10 protein-coding genes are annotated in these 23870 nt (G+C 39.5%); 2 read left to right on the forward strand and 8 right to left on the reverse strand.

Going from position 1 to position 23870, the window contains the following annotated elements; translation table 11 throughout:
- Positions 1-15: 15 nt before the first annotated feature.
- Positions 16-162: a hypothetical protein gene (locus A3EM_RS48045; RefSeq protein ID WP_157637906.1), complete on the reverse strand. Its 147-nt coding sequence runs from the start codon at positions 160-162 to the stop codon at positions 16-18.
- A 53-nt stretch (positions 163-215) separates the two neighbouring features.
- Between A3EM_RS48045 and A3EM_RS0115115 the strand changes: the two genes are divergently transcribed.
- Together A3EM_RS0115115 and A3EM_RS0115120 are read left to right on the forward strand one after the other, a co-directional pair.
- Positions 216-1106 carry an ABC transporter ATP-binding protein gene (locus A3EM_RS0115115; RefSeq protein WP_020529065.1) on the forward strand — a complete coding sequence of 297 codons (891 nt, stop codon included), beginning with the start codon at positions 216-218 and terminating at the stop codon, positions 1104-1106.
- A gap of 50 nt (positions 1107-1156) precedes the next feature.
- A complete protein-coding gene (locus tag A3EM_RS0115120; protein ID WP_020529066.1) occupies positions 1157-4735 on the forward strand; it encodes a M1 family aminopeptidase in 3579 nt (1192 codons plus the stop codon).
- A 194-nt stretch (positions 4736-4929) separates the two neighbouring features.
- On the opposite strand, the gene A3EM_RS42515 is transcribed toward A3EM_RS0115120, so the two are convergent.
- From A3EM_RS42515 to A3EM_RS0115155, 7 genes are all read right to left on the reverse strand, one after another.
- On the reverse strand, positions 4930-6840 hold the full coding sequence (locus tag A3EM_RS42515) for an MGH1-like glycoside hydrolase domain-containing protein (protein ID WP_020529067.1): 1911 nt from the start codon (positions 6838-6840) through the stop codon (positions 4930-4932).
- Positions 6841-6916: 76 nt separating this feature from the next.
- Complete coding sequence (locus A3EM_RS0115130; protein WP_083925240.1) at positions 6917-8869, reverse strand: sialate O-acetylesterase; 1953 nt, start codon at positions 8867-8869, stop codon at positions 6917-6919.
- A 30-nt stretch (positions 8870-8899) separates the two neighbouring features.
- Positions 8900-10312, reverse strand: coding sequence for a sulfatase family protein (locus A3EM_RS0115135; protein ID WP_020529069.1), 1413 nt, complete (start codon positions 10310-10312; stop codon positions 8900-8902).
- A 120-nt stretch (positions 10313-10432) separates the two neighbouring features.
- Entirely contained in the window at positions 10433-11860 is a 1428-nt protein-coding gene (locus A3EM_RS0115140) for a sulfatase-like hydrolase/transferase (protein WP_083925241.1), read from the reverse strand.
- 30 nt (positions 11861-11890) lie between these two features.
- Positions 11891-13510: an arylsulfatase gene (locus tag A3EM_RS0115145; RefSeq protein ID WP_020529071.1), complete on the reverse strand. Its 1620-nt coding sequence runs from the start codon at positions 13508-13510 to the stop codon at positions 11891-11893.
- A complete protein-coding gene (locus A3EM_RS0115150; RefSeq protein WP_020529072.1) occupies positions 13507-14955 on the reverse strand; it encodes a sulfatase family protein in 1449 nt (482 codons plus the stop codon). Before A3EM_RS0115150 ends, A3EM_RS0115145 begins: the two co-directional genes overlap by 4 nt.
- 305 nt (positions 14956-15260) lie before the next feature.
- Positions 15261-23642, reverse strand: coding sequence for a carbohydrate-binding protein (locus tag A3EM_RS0115155; RefSeq protein ID WP_169513365.1), 8382 nt, complete (start codon positions 23640-23642; stop codon positions 15261-15263).
- Positions 23643-23870: the final 228 nt, after the last annotated feature.

Below are 23870 nucleotides of genomic sequence, written 5' to 3' on the forward strand. Positions count from 1 at the left end.
CCAATTCCTCCAAAATTAGCCGTATTGATATGATCTGCTAATTTTTTTGATCAACACCATGGTTTTCCATACAAACCAGCCTATTTCCATGTCCAATCTGATTTGAACCACATGATCATTATTTATCCCCAAATCACCCTGGTTCATCAAATTAAATTTCAATTCAATAAATGGCCTTTTAGGTTTGTTGCATTCACGCTAATCCCAATGAGTTTATGCACAAATTACAAATTCAAAATTTATCTAAAATATATCCGAATGGTGTTCATGCTTTGAAAAATATTTCCCTCACCATTAACGATGGAATGTTTGGCCTATTAGGACCCAATGGTGCAGGAAAATCCTCCTTAATGCGTATCATTGCCACCATTCAGGAGCCTTCCTCTGGTACTGTAACTTTTAATGAAAAAGATATCATCAGAAATCCTGAATATATTAGAAAACAAATAGGTTTTTTACCCCAGGAATTTGGGGTTTATCCAAAAATTAGTGCCGAACAATTATTGGATCATCTGGCAATTCTAAAGGGTATTTCCCAAAAAAATGAACGTAAAGAACAGATTTGGGCATTGCTGCAACAAACTAATTTATTTGAGTACCGGAAAAAGGCGGTCCATACATTTTCAGGCGGAATGAAACAACGATTCGGCATAGCCCAGGCCTTGTTAGGCAATCCACAGCTCATCATTGTGGATGAGCCCACTGCTGGTCTGGACCCTGAGGAACGGAACAGATTTCTCAATTTATTGAGTGAAATAGGAGAGAAAAAGGTGGTGATTTTGTCAACACATATCGTGGAGGATATTAGGGAATTGTGTGCCCAAATGGCTATTCTGGGAATGGGAGAAATTATTAATCATGGAAATCCTCTTGAAATTACAAAATCGCTGGAAGGCAGGATTTGGACAAAAACAATTAATAGGGCATCACTTCCTGAATATCAAAACAAATTTAAGATCATTTCCACCAGGCTGGTAGCCGGAAAAACCCAAATCCATGTTTATTCCAACTCATTGCCAGATGGCGGGTTCCAGGCTGCTGCTCCGGATTTGGAAAGTGTATATTTCACTACTTTATCCAAAGTCCATCACCCAGTTCATATCTGAAAGTATAACTTCTTTTAGTAACAATTTTCAATTCCTGAATTTTATTAAATATGGTGTTTTCCCAGCTTTTAAATTTTGAAATAAGGTATCAACTTAGACAGAAAGCTTTCCTGAGTTTTTGTATCATTTTCCTGGCTTTTGGATTTTTACTGGGTAGCCAAAATAATACTCCTGCCCAGATTAACTTTAATTCTTCCTATCAGCTATTCTATAAAATTGGATTACTTTCCCTTGGCAGTCAGTTTGCCATCATGTTTTTTACCATAAGTGGTATTCTTCGGGATAGGCAATTCCGAATGGAAGAAATAATTTATACCACTCCAATTTCAAAAACCAGCTTCTTTTTTAGCCGATTCTCTGGAATCCTATTGTCAAGTATTATTGTTTTTAGCATGTCTCTGGTGGGATTTGCTCTGGGAATGCAATCTCCGGAGTTAGATCCGGGGCGTGTATCAGCTTTTCAATTTGGTGATTATGCCTGGGTTTGGCTGATGATGGCATTGCCAAATGTACTGGTTTGTTCCACCCTGGTCTTTTCAGTCAGTTCCATCACAAAAAACCATATCGCTACTTTTGCCAGTGCTATTTTTATCTATGCGGCATACTTCTTAGCAGCAAATTTTCTGAACTCTCCTCTTATGGCGAATTCGGTTAATCCGTCTGCTCAAACTTTGGCAATTGCCGCAGTGGCTGATCCGTTTGGACTTTCTGCATTTTTTGAGCAGACCCAGTATTGGACGCCATTCGAGAAAAACAATTTTTCAATAAGTTTCTCGGGTTATTTTAGGTGGAATAGGTTGATTTGGTTATCAATTAGTTTTATAATTCTCTTTGTCACTTTTCGATTATTTTCATTCCGAAAAATCAAACACCAGATTGGAAAAAAATCAAAACCGGAGGAAAATGCCTACAAAGAGTATCAATACCAAACTCTAAATGGATTAAACTTTTATTCATTTTCTTATTGGAAAAGCTTCAAATCCCTATTCAAATTAGAATTAACTTCTGTATTCAAAAGTTTGCCTTTCATTGGCATTTTGTTGGTCTGGATAGTTATCATTTTCACAGAAATCTATTCCAGAATTTATAGTGGAGGAGCCTATAATGATAGTTTATATCCCTCAACCGATATATTAATCTGGCTCATAAAAGACCCACTTCCAGTTATCGGATTAATTCTGGTGGTCTACTACAGTGGAGAAATAATCTGGCGGGATTATGCTTTGAAATTTAATGAAATTATAGCGGCTACTCCTACCCCAAACAGTTTGTTTTTTTTATCAAAATTAGCAGCTTTTTTATTGCTTCCTATTTTGCTAATCGCTACAAGTATAGTTATGGCAATGGGTTTTCAGTTGGTAAAAGGGTATGATGAATTTGAGCTATTCCAATATTTATCCATGTTTTATTTTCAGGGTTTCGGATTTGTATTTTATACATCATTAGCCTTTTTTATCCAGAGTTTATCTCCTAATAAATATGCAGGAATGATAATTACCGGGCTAATCATTGCCCTCTTTGGAAGTCCCCTAACCAGTTTAATTGGCATTGACCATCCTTTATTAAAAATTGGAAGATTGCCGACAGTTGAATTGAGTAACATGGCTGGTTACGGAGACTTTTCTTATCCTTTTCATTTTTTCGCTCTTTACTGGACTTCTGTAGGATTAATACTGGCTTTGCTTTCCTTTAAAGTCTGGCAACGAGGAACAACAAATCAATTGAAATTTAAAATGAAACAATTGTGGTTTGCCAAAACTCCTTTGCTTAATGTTTTCCTGGGGATTTCTGGTTTGGTTTTCACAGGAATGGGAAGCCTTATTTATTATAATACCAATGTACTGAATGATTACCAAACCAGAAGTGAAAAACTTGATTTTCAAGAAGGTTATGAAAAAAAATTTAAGCGTTACGAGACTCTCCAAAGATTGGCGAAAAATGATCTGAAAACCCAAATGGATATTTATCCCGAGAAGGGAAAATATGTATTTCAGGGAAAATATATTTTAGAAAATATTAGTGATCGTCCTATTGATACCATACTTATTTCTGAAAGGGAAAAAATAACCTCCATAGCAATAGAGAACGCACAACTTATTGAGCACGACAGCATATTTAATACTTTTCTCTATGCTTTTAATTCTCCAATATCCCCAAATCAGAAAGTGGCGTTTTCTTTTAAAATTGATAAGAAAAAGAAAGGATTTGAAATTGACAAAACCCTAACCAGGAATGGCTCCTTTATACTACTCCAGGATTTTGAACCGGTGTTAGGCTATAGAAAAAGTCTGGAAATAAAAGATCGGTTTGAAAGGGAAAAACGGGGATTACCCGCAAGGCTGGAAGAGCCTAAAAGTGATGAACACATGCTTTTTGATCAATCCAGAAATTATAAAAAGGTTAATTTCGAAACTTTAGTTTCGACTTCAACTGATCAGGTCGCCATTGCTCCAGGAGACCTCATCGATAAATGGTCATCAAATGGCAGGAATTATTTCCAATACAAAACACCAGTCAGAATTGTTCCCATAATCGGGTATGAATCTGCCCGGTATGCCAGACAAACCAAAGAGTATAAAGGAATCCTGATTGAGCAATGTTTCCATCCCACACATGATGAAAATATTGCCAGAATTTTTCAAAGCTCAGAATGGGCATTGGATTATTGTATCAAAAATTTTGGGAAATATCCTTTTGAGCAAGTCCGGGTAGTAGAGATTCCAAATTACTGGCCATTTGGCGGTCATGCCCAACCAGGTACCATCACCATGGTAGAGGATAATTTATATTTAATAGACAATTCCAATCCAGGGGGATTTGATCTTGTGGCCAAACGTACCATCCATGAAGTAGCCCACCAGTGGTTTGGTCATTTATTGGCTCCAAAATCCGTAGAGGGTGGAAGCCTTTTTACCGAAGGTTTTGCCAAATATACAGAAGCGGTGGTAATGGATAAACAATTTGGTAAAAAGGCTGTGTGGCAATTAAGCGAATCGGCTCAGGAAAGATATTTTAAAGGTAGGGCATTTGCCAGTGAACCAGAGCCCCCTTTGTATTTTTCAAATGGTGAAAACTATTTGTCCTATGGTAAAAATTTCACGGTCATGCTAGCGCTTAGAGATCTGATTGGTGAGGAAAAAGTAAATCATGTAATCAAAATTTTATTGGAGAGACATCGAAAAAATCCGATACCAAATGTAACAGCCCTTGAATTTTTGGAGGAAATTTATAAAACTACTTCCCCTGCTGATCATGATTTAATCAACGACTGGTTCAAACGTGTAATCACCTATCGTTTGAAGATTGAAAATGTGGCCATTCAAGCATTAGGCAATCAAAGATATGAGGTAAAGTTTACTGTATTCGCTAAAAGGTTTGAAGTTGAAAATGGAGAAGAAAAAGAAATTCCAATTAATGAGGCTATTCCGATAGGCTTATTTTCTGTTCATCCAAATCAGGTAAAAGATCCAAACGCCATTATAACCCTGACCCCTCACAAGATTAAAAAAAATGTCACTGATATTAGTTTAATTGTAGATACATACCCAAAATTTATAAGCATAGATCCTTTTGGAACCAGAATAGATAAAAACCGAAGAGATAATGTGTTTGAAATTGAAATTCAATAATTTCAATTTCACTAAGGTGTTATATGGATAAATTACAGGAAGTGATTAAATAATCGTATAGGGATTTTCTTTAGACATCTTACGTAATCCAACATCCCACCTTAATCTTATCAAAGTAGGGTTTGAAGTCTTGATACAAGTTTTTGCCAGTTCCGGGCTAATCAAATGATATTAAACCTTTGCATTGGTTGTCTTTACTTTTTTAAAGTCTCAATTTCAATAAAACCTTTCTCAACCAAAGGAATATATCCTAATAATCCTCCCCAGGCATAAAAGGGGTCACTGTTCCGCATGTCATCCCCTTCTCCATTTTCTGCATTGTAATTTTCATGAATGTGGCCTTCTTCCATCCATTCCTGCATCAATAATTTGGTAGATTTTTCAGCCATGGTTTTTCTGGCTTCCGGCAAATCATAATTTCTTAATCCCATATAAACCAGGTAATTCATCGGTGCCCAAATTCTTCCTCTCCAATAGCTGTTATCGGGGTAAGCAGAATCATTTCTGGAAATAGAAGGGATCATATAATCGCCATAAAATTCTTTGGGATTCATCAGATGTTCGTTTACCATTCTTTCCGCTTGTTGCTGATTGGGCACTGCCGCCAATAATGGATAAAAGTGTGTGGGTGATAAATGATTTGTAAACTTCCCGGTTACCAGATCTTTATCCCGGTAAATGCCCAAATTTTCATCCCACAGCTCATTTAACTTTTTGGCATATTTTTCTGCTCTTTCCAGTAATTCCCTTTCCTCATTTCCTTTCCCTAATTCCCTTGAAATAGCCGCCAGGTATTTGCAATCGGCAATATACATTCCCATTAAGCCTACAGAAGCCAATTCCAGCATATGGGTTTCTTCATTAAAAACGGCTTCATCGAACATAGGGGAATTGTCCAGGCCGGATTCCCATTTGGCAGCCTGCAATGTATTAGCTTCCATTCCTTCTGGATGAGGATGTGAACCCCATGACAAATATCCCTGATTATCCCGGTTCTTGGCCCACCATCTGTTCCAGGTCAAAAGCTCATCATAAACTTCTTCCAAAAACCATTTTTCCTGGTATTGGTCATAAATCATTTTTACCGTCATAGCACCCACAGGTGGCTGAGATCGGTCATTGGATTTTTTATAAGTCGCAGCCACATTGGGAATAAAACCACCATCGGTAATGCTTTTGGTGATGGCGAATACATTGTTGTAAGCGAGTGCCTTGTTTTCAATAGCTGCTACCAGGGCGATAAAATAAGTATCCCAATCGAAAATGATGTAACCTCCCCAGGCTTCATTCCAAATTCGGCTGACAGAAGAAATCCCACGGTCATTAAAAGCATCATAAAACTGATTCCAGGCCACCAGAGATTGAATACCTTCATAAACAGGGGCTAAATCTCCATATTTCTGAGCATTTGATTTTAAGTTATTTTTCTGATTTTTCACAATCTCCTGTACCTCCTGAAGGGTTCTTTTCTTGCCGGTAAAAATCGCAACCTGCCTGTCAGAATCGAAGGTGAAATAAGGTGTAGAAATAGGTAAAGGCATACTCGTCTGTTGGCCTATAGCCTGAATAAGGTATTTGCTATTCGCAGTTTCAGCCTTTATACCTTCGCTATCCAGCATTAAACTTCCGGGTTTGTTCCATAAAAATCCTGTTTCCAATACTAAAATATGCACATTTTCCTGAGTAGAATCCGGAGTATAAAGCAACACAAAATCCTCTCCATCAGTAGCAGACTCAATATTTGCTTTTGTTCCTTCCCATTCCAAATGAAGGGCTGAATAACTGCCATCATAAGCATGTTCCTTTGGTTTAATTTTCTCCTTAAAATTATATTTAGGGCTGGCCACATAAGTTTCATCCAACCAGTAAGGTCCTTTACCTTTTTTCCTCATTTTAAACTGGAGGTTTAATCCATCTGGCATGTGTACATAAGACAATACACTGGGATTGTTCCAATTATTCCAGCCCGAAAGAATAGAGGTTTTTATATGGCTAACCGGATTTGAAGCGGTTGCTGATTCAGCTGGTTTTTCAGTATTTGGTTCATTACATGAAAACAATGTAAAAACCATCAATAAAATAAAGTTTAATAATCTGATATTCATTATAGTAAATAGTTATTGTGGAAGGGCTTTTTTCCACCCTTCATTATAAATTTTTGCTCTACTGATAAAGTTGCGGTTATTTTCTTCCGTAAGTCACCCCTCTTAAATCATCAGTCCGGAAAGGAACTGCGGGTAAACCCTCCTCATTATAAAGGTTACAGACAGGATTAGAAGCCCAGGCATACCGTACCATTTTTGGATTTTCGATATTTTCATTAAATACTTCTACTGTATTTTTATCGATTATGGAAGCCTTTGCCCATACAAATTTTCCATCATCTCCGGCAATGGCAAAACCTTTTAATTCTGCATCTCCATTTGTGGTTAATCCCGCACCTACATTATCGAACTTAATTGCTATTTTTCCCTCCTTAATTTGGTAATGCTTAAAAGTTGGTCCTGCAAACACAATGTCCTTATGGTAGGCAATTTTTTCGGCTGCTAGTGCCAACCGTTTTCCCACCTCTTGCTTGTTTTTGGGGTGTATATCATTGGCATCACCTATGTCTATGGCTACTGCCATTCCAGTATTCGGAAGGCTAAGTGCTTTACTTTGAGCTTCTCTTAATTCGGCTGTTTTATCGCTTACTGGAGCTATAGGTTGACTTTTATGATTAGCAAGCTGAACAAATAGAAATGGGAAATTTCCTTGCTTCCAGTGGATTCGCCAGTCATTGATTAATAGCGGGAAAATCTCTCTATATTGATAAGCCCTGCTGACATTGCTTTCACCCTGGTACCAGATAACCCCTTTTATCCCATAAGGAATAACCGGGGCAACCATACCATTGAACAATGCCCCGGGTAAATACTGATAAACTGTGGAAAAAGGCTTTGACTCATGTTCCAGCGAAGGGTTGTATTTCCACTTTCCTTCAAGGTTTAAAATCACCTTTTTATCCTGAACCATTTGCAAAGGTCTGGCATAAATACCTCCACCACCAATGCGCATATGTTTTATCCGAATAGCAATTACATTATCTCCTTCCTTAAGCAAAGCAGCCGGGATAAGATAATCCCTTTGTTTGTGTGTATAATTGCCCTCTCCAATGGGTTTGCCATTTACGTAGGTTTTATCTGTTTGTTCTATTTTACCTAAAGTAAGTGCAATGTCTTTTTGTGCTTGCTCTTTTGTCAAATGAAAATGTTTGCGCATCCATGCAATTCCGTGAAATCCCTTAATTTCTGTATTATGAAAATGGATAGGCACCACCATTTCCAGCCAGTCAGCATCATTGTATTTTAAGGTGGCATAAGTATTCTTGTCTTCCTCAAGCACTTTTGCAATGATTTCTTTTAGGCTTTTGTAATGCATATCCTGTTCCAGGTACTTTTGCATAAAATCATCCTGCGAATGCTTAATGCTTTCAATTTCTTCTTTAAAATCAGGATGATTGCCCATAATTTCCAGGCTTGTCCAGGGTTCAGAGGGTGTTCCTCCCCAGGCACTTTTAATGATCCCTACAGGTACATTTTCCAACTTATGAATTTCCCTTCCGAAAAAATAAGCGACTGCTGAAAACTCAGGAATGGTGTTAGCATGGCATTCAAGCCATTTTCCATCAACATCTGCTTTAGGTGTTTTACTAACTACATTTGGCACAGTATAAATGCGTATGGCAGGAAAGTTAGCATTGGCAATTTCAACTTCGGCATTATCGGCTTTTTTTACCTGAAAATTCATGTTCGATTGCCCTGAAGCAAACCACACTTCCCCTATCAATACATTGCTAAATTCGATAGATTGACCATCGCTTTTTATCTCTAATTTTAATGGTTGCTCGGTTGCTGGTTGAGGGGGCAACCAAACCATCCTCTTTCCTTCATTATTTGTAATGGTAGGGAAACTTTCTCCTTTAAGTTTTACTTCCACTAAATTCCCGGCATTCGCCCATCCCCAAACAGGTATTTTCTGCTCTCTTTGTAATATCATGTTATCAGAAAACATTCCTGAAACTTTCAGTTGTGCATTAGCCGATAACTGGATAATTAGAAGTAAGCCTGCAAAAAATATATTTTTTATCATCATAGTTTTTTAATGCTATAGCAACTACCTCGTTTAATTTTCTTGATATACCCCACATGGCCGCATATCATTTTTAATTTCGGCAAAAAAGCTTTCCCCCTGGGTTTTAATTTTCTCTACTACATCGGGGTATTCATCTACAAGATTTTTACTTTCCGATATATCATTTTCCAAATCGTAGAGTTGCCAATCAACCGGTCCGAAATCGGGTATGTACTTACCATTTTCATCTTTTTTTGTTCCCAGGCTATTGTGTGGAAATATAAGTTTCCATTTGCCATGGCGAACCGCAAATAGCTGATCCCAAAGGAAATAATAGTAATATTCGTGAAGTGCTGTAGAATTCCCTTTACCCGTTATAGTTGGCATAAAATCTTTTCCGTCTATTTCTTTTTCTGGTAATTTTGCCCCTGTCAGATTTGCTATTGTCGGTAAAAAATCAATGCTTGAAACAACCTCATGGTTTGCTATTCCGGCAGGAATTTGTTTGGGGAATTTCATGATACAAGGCACCCGGTACCCGCCTTCGTAAACAGTCATTTTCCCATCTCTTAGTGGTTCAGCCAAACCTGCGTGTTCATAGCCCCTTACTAACCATGGCCCATTATCTGAGGTGAAAATTACGAGTGTATTATCTTCAATTCCTTCTTCTTTAAGCGTGTTCATGATTTCACCAACCGACCAATCAATTTCCTCAATTACATCACCATATAAACCCCGGTCGGTTTTTCCTTTAAACTTATCAGAGACAAATAGAGGAAGATGTGGCATAGAATGGGCTAAATACAGGAAAAACGGTTTGTCTTCTTGTGCTTTAATAAATGCTTTAGCCTTTTCTGTATATTGTGTGGTTAATTGACTTTGATCTCCGCCTACATGTGCAATCACCTTTTTATTTTCCATTAAAGGAAGTGGTGGGTATTCAGGTTTGTTCTGAGGCCGCATATCATTGGAATAGGGCAAACCAAAATAATAATCAAACCCCTGGTTCCAGGGCATAAACGGGTCTTTATGCCCCAAATGCCATTTGCCAATACAAGCTGTGGCATAATTTTGTGCTTTCAATAATTCGGCAATGGTTTCCTCCTGTGGGTTCAATCCAAGGTTGGATTTATTCTTCGCTTTTTCAGGACCCTCGGGAAAAAACACGGTTGTCACCCCAATTCGAGTAGGATAACAGCCGGTTAAAAGTGCTGCTCGTGAAGGCGTACAGACTGAAGAAGCTACATAGAAATTGGTAAGTTTTGCCCCCTCATTGGCCATCTTATCTAAATTCGGAGTTTCAAACTTTTCAGCCCCAAAACAACCCACATCGGCATAGCCTTGGTCATCTGTGAAAATGATGATAACGTTTGGTTTCTTCGTTTCCTTATCCTTTATAGGCTTTGTGCAATTTGTAAGAAATGGCAGTAGGAGAGAAAAAGTAATGATTAATGAATTGTGCAATTTTTTGAAAATTCTATAAACTGGTCTTAATCATGATTTAAATATATAATTGCTTGCTCACCAATAGGGAGGGAAATAATTTCCTCCTTTTGATGGGCCATTTTATATTGAATAATAAAATCATTCAGGCAGGGCTTTTTCCCAACCCTTATTTTTAATTATTTGCAATTGTTGAACAATTTCGGGATTTGCTTCGGCTATGTTATTTAGGTTCAGCGGGTCTTTTACTCTATCGAATAGTTCTACACTGTCCCCGGCAAAATCAATGAAAGTATAAGCTTTGGTTTTTATCCCTACTATATCTTTTGCATAAGCTCGATGAACGAATGCCGCTTTTTTCCATGCTTTTTTGGGCTCAAAAAGTAGCTGTTTAAAACTCAACCCTTCAAGACTTTGTGTGGGATTTGGCAGACCACACAAATCTATCAGTGTTGGGTAAATATCCACTAATTCTACCAGTCCATTAACTTCTACATCTTTTACCGAATGGTTGGGCAAGCTGACTAATAGTGGCACTTGGGTTTCATCATCATAATTATTTCCTTTACCCCAATGTCCGTGATTACCAAAACTATAACCATGGTCCATTGCGCCCACGATGATGATACTATTTTTATCCAGCCCAAGTGCTTTGATTTTACTTAACACACCACCGACTAGGCTGTCTACTTCCGTAATTTCCCCGTAATATTTTTTTTGAAGATTTTTAATACCTTCCACATCATAAGTTTGTTTTTTATAAACCGGATGTTTGTTTTCCGCAGAAAATTGATCATTACTATAATGACTTTCTGCCGATGGGTTGGGTTTCCACGGGTCATGCGCCTGACTGTAACCAATAGCCAGAAAAAATGGCTTATCCTGATTTTTTACTTCTTCAATGGCTTTAAAAGGCAGCTCGTTTCCTTCAATACCATGAATGTCAAATTCCTTTGTGTAAGCTGAGTCCATTCCTCCGCAACGGTAATCGTGAATTTTTCCGGCAATTACTGTGTGATAACCATTATCCTTAAAATGTCTTGGTAAAGAAACTGCATTGGGCAAAATCTTTTGCCAATCATCATCAATCTTCACAATACCACTGGTAGAAGGTCTGATTCCCGTTAATACACTTGTCCGTGATGGCGTACAAAGGGCCACCTGACAATGTACGTCTTTAAAAAGAATAGCCTCTTTTGAGAATTTGTCGATTTCGGGAGTATAGGCAATCGTATCTCCATAACAGCCAAAAGAAGGCATCATATCTTCCATGCAAATGTAGATTACATTCGGTGGAGGCGCTTTTTCGGCTGTTTTTTCAGCGCAGGAAAGGGCTAGAACTGGAAGGAGAAAAAGGAGGGTTTTGCTGAAAAGTTTTGGCTCGTTAAAGTAAGCGAGACGCTTACTAGATTTGAAGGCACAAGGGAGATGCTTGCGCCATATACAAGAAGAAAACTGGCGCAAGGGTCTTGCCCGCAATGGAATTGTTGTGCCTTGTAAATCGTTAAAGCGTCTCGCTTTAGTTTTCGGAAAATATCCTTTTATATAATCTTTAATTATACTTTTCATAAAAATAGCTTTTAGCCTACAGCTTCCTCCTTAAAATTTAAAGGGAATAGCTTTATTGACTTCTTCTTTGGACAGGACATTGTTTTTAGCTGCCCATTTTTCGTATTTATTAATTAGTTTTTGAAGCATAACAGCTGATTCTTCTGCCAAATCATTTGTTTCACTTCGGTCATCTTCCAGATTATATAATTCCCATGGTTGGTTATGATTTTTCACCAATTTCCACTTTCCTTCAATTAATCCGGCATTTCCCAGGTGCTCAAAAAACAAGGTTCTGTTTAAATCTTTTTTCTCCCCTTTCATTAAATCGACAAGACTGCTTCCCTCGTAAGGTTGAAGAGTTTTCCCTTTATAATTTTTAGGATATTTGGCATTGCCAATCTCCAATAATGTCGGCATGATATCCACAATATGAGTGGGTTCATGAATAATTTCTCCTTCCTGAAACTTTTTAGGATAAAAGGCTATAAAAGGTGCAGCAATACCACCTTCATGAATATTTGATTTGAATTGCCGAAAAGGCGTATTACTCACATTTGCCCAGTTTTTTCCATAACCTGTAAATGATTTTGGACTTCCCGGTTCAGCATCCGCCTCAAATCTGGGATGAGCATATTTCCCAATTGCTAAATTCCCTGCGGAGCATCCTCCATTATCCGATAAAAACAGGATGAGGGTATTGTCTAATTGACTGGAAGTTTCAAGTGTTTGCAGTAACCTTCCTATGTTTTGATCGAGCCTGTCCACCATGGCGGCATAAACTTCCATCAATTTGGCTTCATAATTTCTTCCAGTTTCACTTAAACTTTCCCAATCCCTATTCACTGGAAATTTTTCTGATAGTTGGTTAGTTGGTTTTATTAATCCCAACTTCTTCAATTTTTCAAACCTTCTTTCCCGAATTGCTTCCCAGCCCTCATTGTATTTCCCCTTGTATTTGGCAATGTCTTCAGGCAAAGCATGCATGGGCCAGTGAGGGGCGGTATAAGCCAGGTATAGGAAAAATGGTTTATCCTTTTTGTGATTTTTAATTTGTTGAAGGGCATTATCGGTGTATAAATCCGTAGTGTAGATCGTGCTGTCTCCAAAATCAATTTCCGTTGCATTATGCACTACTTTCAATTTATTCCCTGGAGGCCAGTTTTCATTTCTATAAGGTTTAAAATCGAAATAGCTCGATGCCCCATTGATAAAGGCAAAGCTTTCTTCAAAACCATAGTCTTTTGGCCAATGCCCATTTTCCTCCCCCACATGCCATTTCCCAGACATAAAAGTAGAATAGCCTGCACTTTGGAGCGCATTAGCAAGTGTAATGGTATTATCTTTAAAGAAGCCCTGGTATTCGGGAATCGGAATATGGGTATCTGTCATGCCACCAATTCCTGCCTGATGTGGATATAATCCGGTAAGCAAAGCAGCTCTGGAAGGACAGCAACGAGCATTATTATAAAACTGACTGAATTTCACTCCTGATGCTGCAAGCTTGTCCAGGTTTGGGGTTTGGACTTCAGACCCAAAACAACCAATATCAGAATAGCCCATATCATCCGCTAATATGAGGATGATATTGGGTTTTGATGCTTTTTGGCAAAAACTCTTTAAACTTAAAAACAAGCCCAATCCTATCAATAACAACCCTGCCTTTTTCATTTTCTCCAAGTCGGATTTCTGTTTCCCCCAAATTGATTAAGCAATTGTTCAAGTCTTTCATCCAGGTCTTGAGCAATGGGATAAATTTCAGGAAATTGTTGTTTGGCAAATTTTAAAAAAGAGCCATATCCCCAACCATAATCTACCCCACCAAGTAAATTATTCATTTGCGCTTTGTCCTTTTTCATATCATATAATTCATACAAATCCCAAACACCATGGTAGGTCATATAACTATAATCTTTTGTCCTCAAACCAAAAATAGTAGGGGTTTGTACTGCATTTGGATCAATAAAATACTCATATAAAAATTCTTTCCTCCAGTCCGTTTGCTCTCCTTTTACCATTGGAAGAAAGGATTCTCCATGCATAGACGCTGGTTTTTCTGCATGAGCTAAATCTAAAATGGTTGGTCCTAAATCTATGTTCAGGATAAATTCATCATTCTGGCTGGCATTTTTAATCTGAGCAGGCCAGTGTACAAATGCCGGTACCCTGATACTTTCCTCATACATCACCCGCTTGTCAATCAGCCCGTGTTCACCAACCAAATAGCCATTATCGCTAAAGTATATGATCACCGTATTGTCGAGTTCGCCTAATTCTTCCAGGGTTTTGGCAATGTTGCCTACACTTTCATCTACACCCAACATGCATTCACTATACCGCTGGAAAAAACGGTTAAAATCACCATAATTCTGAATACTGTAATCCCGCTCTGCGCCATGCCAGCTTTTCCGTTGATTTTTTAACCATTCAGGTTTGCCTTTATAATTTTCAGGAGTATTTGCATAAGAGTCTGGTAAAGGAATTTCCAAATCCTGATAACGACCTTCATGCCGGGGAGCAGGGGAAAAATCTTCATGTACGGACTTGTGGGAAAGGTAGAGAAAATAAGGTTGTTCCGAATCCTCATTTTCTTTAATATAGGCTACTGCCATGTCGGTAAGAATATCAGGCGTGTATCCTTCTTTTTGGATGCGCTCCCCATCAATATTCATCATAGGATCGAAATAAGCGCCCTGACCTCTGAATGAAGCCCATAAATCAAAACCAGGCCGGGGCTTATCATTATCACCACCCATGTGCCATTTGCCTAAAAAGGCAGTTTTGTAACCCGATTTTTGTAATTCTTGAGGGAAAGTTGGTGTGCCTGTTGGAATAGGGGTATCATTATCCACCACGCCATGGGTATGCGGATATTGACCGGTAAGAATGGAGGCCCTGCTTGGTGAGCATAATGATGATGTAACAAATGCATTATTAAAATACAAGCTGTTTTTAGCCAATGCATCAATGTGTGGGGTTTCAATCCAGGGATGATCTAAAAAACTCAAAAAATCATACCGCTGATCATCTACCAGAATAAATATGATGTTTGGTTTTTCCTGTGCCTTTGTGGTAAAAGATATAAATAGTAAAGTTAAAAAAAGAGGAATTCTCACGATAGTATATGTTTTTTTCGAAAAACTAAATTTAGTAATGATAAAAAAATAATATCCACTTTCTACTTGTTCTTTTTGCCCAATACTTGACTAGCCGTCCGCCTTTTTTTTCGTTGCGAAACGCTGCTATGCGACTCAAAAACAAATCGTCTTGTGTAAAAATAACTGCGTATAAATTCAGATTTAATTTTTTTCACCATTACTTAGTCTGGCTGAAATTAATATGATTTCTTTTTTTAAGATAATTGTCCCTGACAAGGTGATTATTCACCTCGCCAGGGATGTTTTGTAAAACACTTTTACAGTTATTTGAAAATTACTTTTTTAACCGCTACACCCTCCTGGGTAATCGCCTGAATAAAATAAGCTCCTTGAGGCAATTCATTAAGCAAAATTTTTCCATCGCTTTTTATATTCTTCACTTCTGCTCCAAGAATATCAATCACCTTTATGGTGGCTGGAGTGTTGGTTTCCACCGTCATTTCACCGTTAAAAGTTGGATTAGGATATATACTTAGTTTCAGATCAGTGATTTCAGTAGTATTCATTAATCCATTTTTAGCGACTCTGGCATTGCCTGAATTTTGATTATAAAGACTTTCCACCTCAGAAGCTGACAAACTCACATCATAAAATTTCACATCATCTAACACACCCCAGAAATCTTTTAGGTTTCCACCGATGAACATGCTGGAGCTTCCAATTTGTGTATCGAAAGTGATGGTGTCGCTATCGTGGAGCTGACCGTTCTTATAAGCACTTAGGTTTAAACCATCATAAGTGACCACCAAGTGCATCCACACATCCTTTTCCCACGGGCTGCTTAAATCTACTTTATCGCCCCAGTTTTCACCTACTTTAAAAGATGGCCCTTGCTGTATGATGATAAAGTCATTGTAATGATGATTGCCATAGGCGAATAAATGCACCAGCTTGGCATCACTTCCCCAGTTATCCTGGAAAGGTTTTACCCATAATGCTACCGATCTTGGTGAATTACCTTCAGGATATCCAACAGGATTACCCAAATCAATTTCTCCATTGAAATCGAAGTAAGCTGCTTGTGAGCCTTCTTTGGCATCAGTGGTAAAAGTTACTGTTCCAGAGGCAGTTCCGTCTAAGCTGCCAATTTGGTCATTGTAATCTCCTTCAAAGTTCCACTGGCCGATTGGTTGTGGCGTAGTTGGAGGAGTACTTTCAAGGGTAAATTCTACATAGTTAAAATTAAAACCGCCTGACTTTATATCAATTCTCATAACCTGTTCCCCAGCACTTAAACTGACTGCAGGGATATTAATAGAAGTCCATGATTGCCAATTACCCGTTGCAGCAAAGCTGATATCCCCTGTGGTTGTTCCATCTGGGAAGCTGATTTCAACTGTCCCTCCTGCACTTTGGGAGGCTACTCTTAAGTCTAGTGAATAAGTGCCTGTTTGAGCAACATTCACGGTATATTCCAGCCATTCACCATTGCTAATCCAGCCAATGTTACAAGTGCCGTCATCATTGGCACTTTGTTGCAAATCCACTTCATCTGAACGTCCACCACAATTCCGATTGCCGGCATCTGTATCGTGGAAAGCTATTCCTTCTCCACCTTCATCGTAATGTTCTGCCTGGATAATTCCAGGGATAAGTTGAGCTGAACCACCATAAGGAGTTTGTCCACTAACTATTGCAATGAAGTTTGCGGTTACATTTTTATGACTGTTCATGGTAACTGAAACAGGGTTATTCGTTCCATTTGCATCTCCCGTCCAGTTTTCAAAATCAAAACCTGTATTTGGAGTAGCGGTAAGTTCTACTACATCACCTTCGCTATAACTTGCTTTATCTGGACTTTTAGTTACTACACCATTCACTGCTGTTACGTCTAAAGTGTAGGTAGTTGGAGGGGAAACCGTTCCATCTCCACCAATTAAGTAACCGTAAGCACCTAAAGCATACGCATTATTTTGGTGGACGGTAAACTCTCCATCGAGTACTGCATATCGGGTATCGAACCAGGCTTCGGAAATTGGCCATGAGAAACGGTCGGGGTAAGATAAAATTTTACCCAAATCCGAATCGTGCGTCCAACCTGCCTGAATAATATCAGCATCGGCTTCGCAATGGCAGTTTTGCGGGTCAAATACACCGTGCCACACAGGACCATAAGGAACAATTCCTTCCACAATTTCACCTTTAATTCCCGCATCATTATACCAACTATCCAAATGAAGTGCCTGCTCAGGATGACGTTCTCCCAAGCCTGATACCCAAGTCATATTCAATGGGTTATTGCCCAAATAATAATCGGCAGTGGTGTAGAGGTAATCTAAGATTTCCTGTTTTTCTATCGGGTCAGTAGCTACTCGGTGAGCGAAAATCCCTTCGAAAATTCTTGGGGTAGTTTCTGAACCAGTAATTGGAGGCATATCGTACACACTTCCCTGACGACCTGAACGAAGTTTGGCATTGTCAATCACCTGCTTGTGCCCCCAATTCACCGTTGCTTCTTTCAACATATTTTTCAAGGCAGTATTGGTATTGGAGAAATCAGGGGTGGTAACATACGTCCAAACACCCCATTGTTGATTGTAACCATTACTTAAGTCATCAGTAGCCGAAGTAATTGCCAGGGCATTTTCAAAGTCGGTTTGGTATTGGGCTTCTCCTGTTAATTTATAGAGAGCAGCCGCTGCATAAAGTTTCAGGTCATTCAGTTTATTACCCAAATGGCTAATTCCCTTGTCCTCATCACCCGCTAATACATTGGCTGGATTATTTGCCCAATTATACGCTGCCAATGCTTCGGCAAGTAATGTGGCTGTTGAATCGGTTACCCCTGCAATTTCCAAATTGTAAGCATAATTGGCTGCCAAAGCAGCAAAAGCATAGTTGGTATGCGGGTCTGCTGCAAATACGTGCCATACCCGTTGGTCTTGTGAAGAATTGCTCGCAGAGCCTTTGCTTCCACCAGAATAATCTGCCGTTACTCGTCCACCAAATACAGAACCATCGGCATCAATGTTTCTTCTGAAATAACTGATTAACCAACCAGCTTCATCCAAAATATCGGGCAAACCATTTCCACTTTCAGGAATGTTCAATTCGTTATCAGTAAAGCTATTTGGATTCGCTTCGTAAGTTGCTAAAAGTGCGGTAGGCACAAACATGTGAGACATATATCCGTCCCAGTCACCAGCATCGTGGTACCAGCCGTAGGTGTGGTAAGCCCCCATTTCCCCAGCCTGAATTGATGCGGCATCATGTGGGTCAATCGAACGTACCGAAGTTCTAACAATTGGCACACCATCATCAGGGTGATGCCCTCTGGCTACGGTAAATGGTGTGTAAGCTGATTCTTTGGCAATTCCCGCTCGGTTAATGTAGAGAAATTTAGTCGTCATTTGGAATGGCTTGCGATACACTTCTTCGCTAATTTCGAAAGGAAAAGAACGCCCAAATTTTTCTGCCACTAAATAATAAGTGCCCGTTCCAGTAACTGCTGAGAAGTCGGCTTCCAGAACATCAGAACCATAATAGTTGTTGGATGGACCAAATAAATCCATATTGCCATTATCCACCTGAGCATCCGTCAACAATTTTCGAATAGCTAAAGAACCCGTATAAACCACATTTCCACTTACAGAATCTACAATTTCGAACTGGCTTCCTGCGTAATCGGACAATAGAAGTCCTCCACCATCACCCATCCATTCGGCAATGTAGCCCACTTTTAAACCTGCGTTTGGTACATAACCTACCTGATTTACATGCACAGCTTCCGAACGTAAATTGTATGGGTAGAAGGTAAGTGAAGTTGTATTCCCATTGTTGGCAATTCCCGTGGTCATTTCTATATTGTAGGTTTTCCCACTTTGCATCGCATGAGGCAATGAAAGGTAAATCCAGTGTTCCATTACCGCCTGACTTGGGTCTCCGCCTTGCTCAGTTGGTTTCGATTTTCTGTAAACATCCAATGGATGCACAGCCGTTGCATAGTTAGGGTCGTCAGGGCTTGAGACCAAATAGGAAGTTGCTTTATCGGGTAGAGAATCGGTGTAAACATCGAAACTTGTTGCATTCACCACATCAATTTTTTCTTCCCCTTTACCATGAAGCAATACTTCCCCTTCATCGAAATGGAGCATGGTAATTTTATCGGTTAAAGGCAAAGTTTCCACCAGTTCAACCCCTTCAAAATCATACGTTCCTCTTTTAATAAAGTGGATAGTATCAGGATAGGCAACGCCATTGGCATAAGCCGTATAGATGATATATCCATGCTGATCTGTTAAATACTCTTCTGCAGAAAAGGCAATAGAAGAACCAAGTTGTGGCTCTACCACAATGTTCCAAGAATTAGGACCAGGGGTACTAATTACCGTATCGAAAGCTGCATCGAATGGTAGTGGAAGATGATTTATGGTGTGGTAATCTCCGGGGTCACCATAAACCGTATCGCTTTCAAAACCAGCTATTTCTGCATTAAAGTCAGTGATGGAAAAATTGCCTTCCCTTTTAAATTCTACATAATCAAAAATGAACGAACCACTTACTTTGGTTAGCCTCAATTTATGCGTACCAGCACTTAGTGGAATACTGTTTAGCGTACTTGTTTTAGGCGGCCAAAAACCTACACCCGGTAATTGAAGGGTATCTACCAAAGCACCATCTAAACGTATTTCAATACTTGAACCTGAGCCAGTGTAAGTAAATGAAACATTGTAGTTGGTGGTTTCCAACACATCTACTGAATACTCTAACCATTCCCCATTGTCAATGCCAGTTACCCTTACACCACTTCCCGATTCTATGTCCACATCATCTTGGCGGTAAGCACCTTTTGAGTTGCCTGCTGTTTTATCGTAATAGGCAAAACCGTTGCCCCCATGATCATAATTTTCTCCTTCAATTTTCCCTGGGATAGCATTAGGTGAGAAATCGTGGGTAAAAGGCGCAGTTCCATATACCAAAATATCATCACTGGAAGTATAACCTTCATTGTAAACCACCGTAGCTTTTACCGTATGCGTGCCAGCAGGAAGACTGGTTACATCAAAAGTATAAGGGCTGGTATTATCTGAACCTATCAGGTTTCCGCCTAAGTAAAAATCTACTTTTGAAATGGTGATTCCTGGTAATTCATCAGCCATTACTTCTATGGTAAAATTACCACCCGGTGTTAAAGTTAACCCATGTGCTGGTTGACTAATGGCCATTGGTGGACTCACTGTAACCACAAGTGTATCTTGAAAACCATTGTCATCCGAAGTAACAACTATTTCTACATCACCAATACTTACTCCTGTTAATTCACCTGTAATTGGGTCAATGGTAGCAATTGTTTCATCCAAAGATTGCCAAGTTACTGCAGGGCATGATGCATCGGAAGGGTTAATGGTTGCAGTTAATGTATTGCTTTTTCCCTCCTGGGCATTGGCTGCTTCAAGCTTATTATCAATGGTTACGCCTGCAACTCTTGCAGATTTTGTAATTCGAATGTCATTCAGTTTTACATAATCACTTGTTTTGTCAAATACAAAGCGCAAAGTATGTAAGCCTGAAGGAAGTGCCAGGCAATTCACAAAATCTCTTTCTCTTAAAGGCCACCAACCTGATTGCGGCATTTTACCTTTATTGATTAGTGTATCTGTTCCATCCAGAATCAGGCTCATTTCAAAATTTCCTGCTCCGTTTAGTATTCGCATGGAAATATCATAAAGAGTGGCTTCTGCAATGTCAACAGTGTATTCCAGCCACTCGCCATTGGCAGTATTCATAATCATGAGATGTTCCGAAGAGAGCTCGTCATCCCAAAGCGAAGAGATGTCTGCATCAGTACCTGGTCGGTAATCTACAGGCTCTTGTCCAATGGTATCTGTATTATTACCAATTGTCAGGTCAAAATAAGCAATTCCGTTCGCCCCTTCATCAAAATTTTCTGCCTGAATAGTTCCAGGAACAGCAGCAGGTTCACCACCAAAAGGAATTTTTCCCGAACTGTTATTGTGTTCCACCGAAATTGGAGCAGAAAGCGTTTTTGCCCCCATGTTATCTACCGCAAGTGCAATAATTTCAACAGAGCCATAGGCCTTGGGAAATTCACTAATCGTAAGGCTATAAGGCGCAGTAGCCGATTCCCCTAACTTGTGCCAACCCATATAATATTCCACATGGTGGATACTTTCATTATCAGAAGCATTGACTGAAAAAGTGGTAGCTGTTCCATCAACCAAAACTGTATTGGCAGTAGGAGCAGTAATAGAAACGGTTGGAGCAGTATTTTTAGGTGTGTTGCCATTTGCCCCAGCCAGATAGCCATAGGCAAAAATCATTGGGGCGTTGTTCTCGTTTACCGTAAACTCCCCTCCATAAATACTCTCGCGGTTTTCAAATCGGGTTTCACTTACTGGCCATGTATCTTTTGGGCTAACAGGATAAGCAGTAAAGTGACTAAAAGCCTCATTGCCCGACCAGCCAAAGTCTGTTGGATGGTCTCCCGTGACATCATAGAAAACAGAATTGTAAGTGGTGTAACCAGGCAGGTTCACGTAATTAATCACCTTATTATCCGTATCAGAAAGTTTCCAGGAATCGGGATGGAATGGGCTTGTGATGTGGTTATGCCCCAACCCAGTCATCATGACCAAGTCCATAGGGTTGCCCCCTAAATAATAGTTGGCGGTGGTGTTCATGGCATCTAAATACTTGCTATCACCTGTTATTTCGTAAGCAATTGCCAGTGGATAAAACATTGGTGTGGTAGTAGTTCCGTTTGAACTTGCTTTTATCCAGTCAAAACCCAACCTGTACCCACGGTCGTTTGCCGTCTGAACATAATCTCCATCAGCAATAGAAGTGATGGCATTTTGCAAATCAGCTTGCAAGCTGGCATCTAAATGAGGAAAGTTTGTAGGCAACAAACCATAAACGCCTGCAGCCAATTCCCACGAAGAATAACCAAACCAACCGTTTTCATTGGTAGGAATATCGTTCATAACTGCTACAAAATCATTGTGATAGCTTTGTTGTTGGGTGTAACGATACAGCGCTAATGAGGCCAACATACGGGCTTCTTTATAATCGGAACTTGCTTCATCACCAGCCAAAGTATTATTGACTGCCCAGGTATATGCCGCTTCTGCTTCGGCAACCCAGCCCGTACTTTCAGGATGTGTTCCCCCAGCCGATTTATCTAAACAAGTTGCCAACCAAGCCGATAATGCAGCATAATTAAAAGTTGTGATAGGGTCTTCTGCGGATATTTTCAAAGGACGGGTATCTTCCCAAGATGGCAAACCTCCTACTCCTGCGTCTTCACCTGCATAAGCACCGGGTACACCACCTGTTCCCAAACCTGCAGCAAGGGAAACATCTTTACCCCTTTTGTAATAATTGATTAACCATAAGGCTTCATCCAGCAAATCAGGGATGCCATTAGTGCCTTCATTGTACCATTGCCCCGTTTCATTTTTCACATATTTATTCCCTACATCACCATCCTTAAAGTTATTGGGTTGTAAATCGTACAATAATAGCAGCGTGAAAGGTACTTTTGCATGCCGTTGATAGCCATCCCAGTCCCCAGCATCATAATACCAACCCCATAAACCATCTATTTCGTTATCCATATTTACAGGGTTACTGTGGCTGGGTTCATCTTGCCAACGCCAAGGCTGGTAATACATTTTTACATCATTGTTGGGGTAATGGCCTCTCGGGTACGTTTTCCCAGGTTCAATTTCCTTTTCAATACCTGCCCTTTGCCAGAACAAACCTTTGCTGGCAGTGCGGTAAGCTTCACGGTAAACATCATTCCCAATTTTAAATGGCAACGAGCTACCCATTCCTTCCACAACTATCACATATTCGCCAGTGCTGGTAAAAGAACTAAAATCACATTCCCAAACATCGGCTTCTGTATAGTTTTTATCTAAAGCACCATTGCCAAACCAAGTCATGCTGCCATCTAAAGAAGAGGAGGTTTGTGGGCTTCCATCGGATAAGGCTTTTCTTAAGGCCACAGTTCCTGTATGGTCAGTTACTCCATTTGAGGTATTGACCACACGGAAAGTTGCGCCATTGTAACTGCTAAAATCAACAGGACCTTTATCACCCATCCAGTGCGATATGTAAGCATATTTGGGGGCAGTGGGCTGAAATCCGATTTGCGTTACATGGATGGAACTTGACCGAAGCTGGTTCGGATCGAAGGTAAAAGTGACCGTTGGGCTGTTCCCTAAATTGAAGTTACTGATGGAAAGGGTATATTGCTTGCCTGCCTGCATGGCTGTTGGCAATTCAATATAAATCCAATGTTCAGAGACATACTGGGTGCTTTTCCAAACATCCCCAAAATCAGTTCCCTTGGACTTCCTTCCCACCGAGCCAATTGGGTTTAACGGGGTGGAATAGTTGGGATCGTTGGCGCTTATAATGGTGTAGTTTGCAGCCATTTGGGCATTAACTACATCGAGTTCGTATTTAAAAAGTTGAGTAGTAGAAAGATTTGGACCGTAGTTAGCATAACCTTCATCGAAATGAAGCATTAAAATTTTGTTGGTAATAGGGGTAACTCCCACAAGGTCAGCAGCAAAAGAAACTGCTGGTATCATGATCATAAAAAGCAGGTGTAACATGACTATCCATTTTTGGAATAGTCTGTTTATGGATAATTCCATTAGTAGTTCTTTAACCATTTTCATTCATATTTACGTTATTTATAATAGTGTTAGTCAGTAAAGTTTCTCCCTCAAAATGAATCCATAATCCCCATTTATAAAGGATAACTTTTTTTGAAAAATTACCTATCCAAAATTGGTAAGGTAAATCGATTAAGTCACCAAATAAAAAGGCCTAGTACTATTAGCATCGCAATACCGATGGCAAAACATACTTCAATAAGTGACATTCTGGTTGATTTCTTC

The sequence above is a fragment of the Flexithrix dorotheae DSM 6795 genome (assembly GCF_000379765.1).
In the GTDB taxonomy this organism is placed as follows: domain Bacteria; phylum Bacteroidota; class Bacteroidia; order Cytophagales; family Flammeovirgaceae; genus Flexithrix; species Flexithrix dorotheae.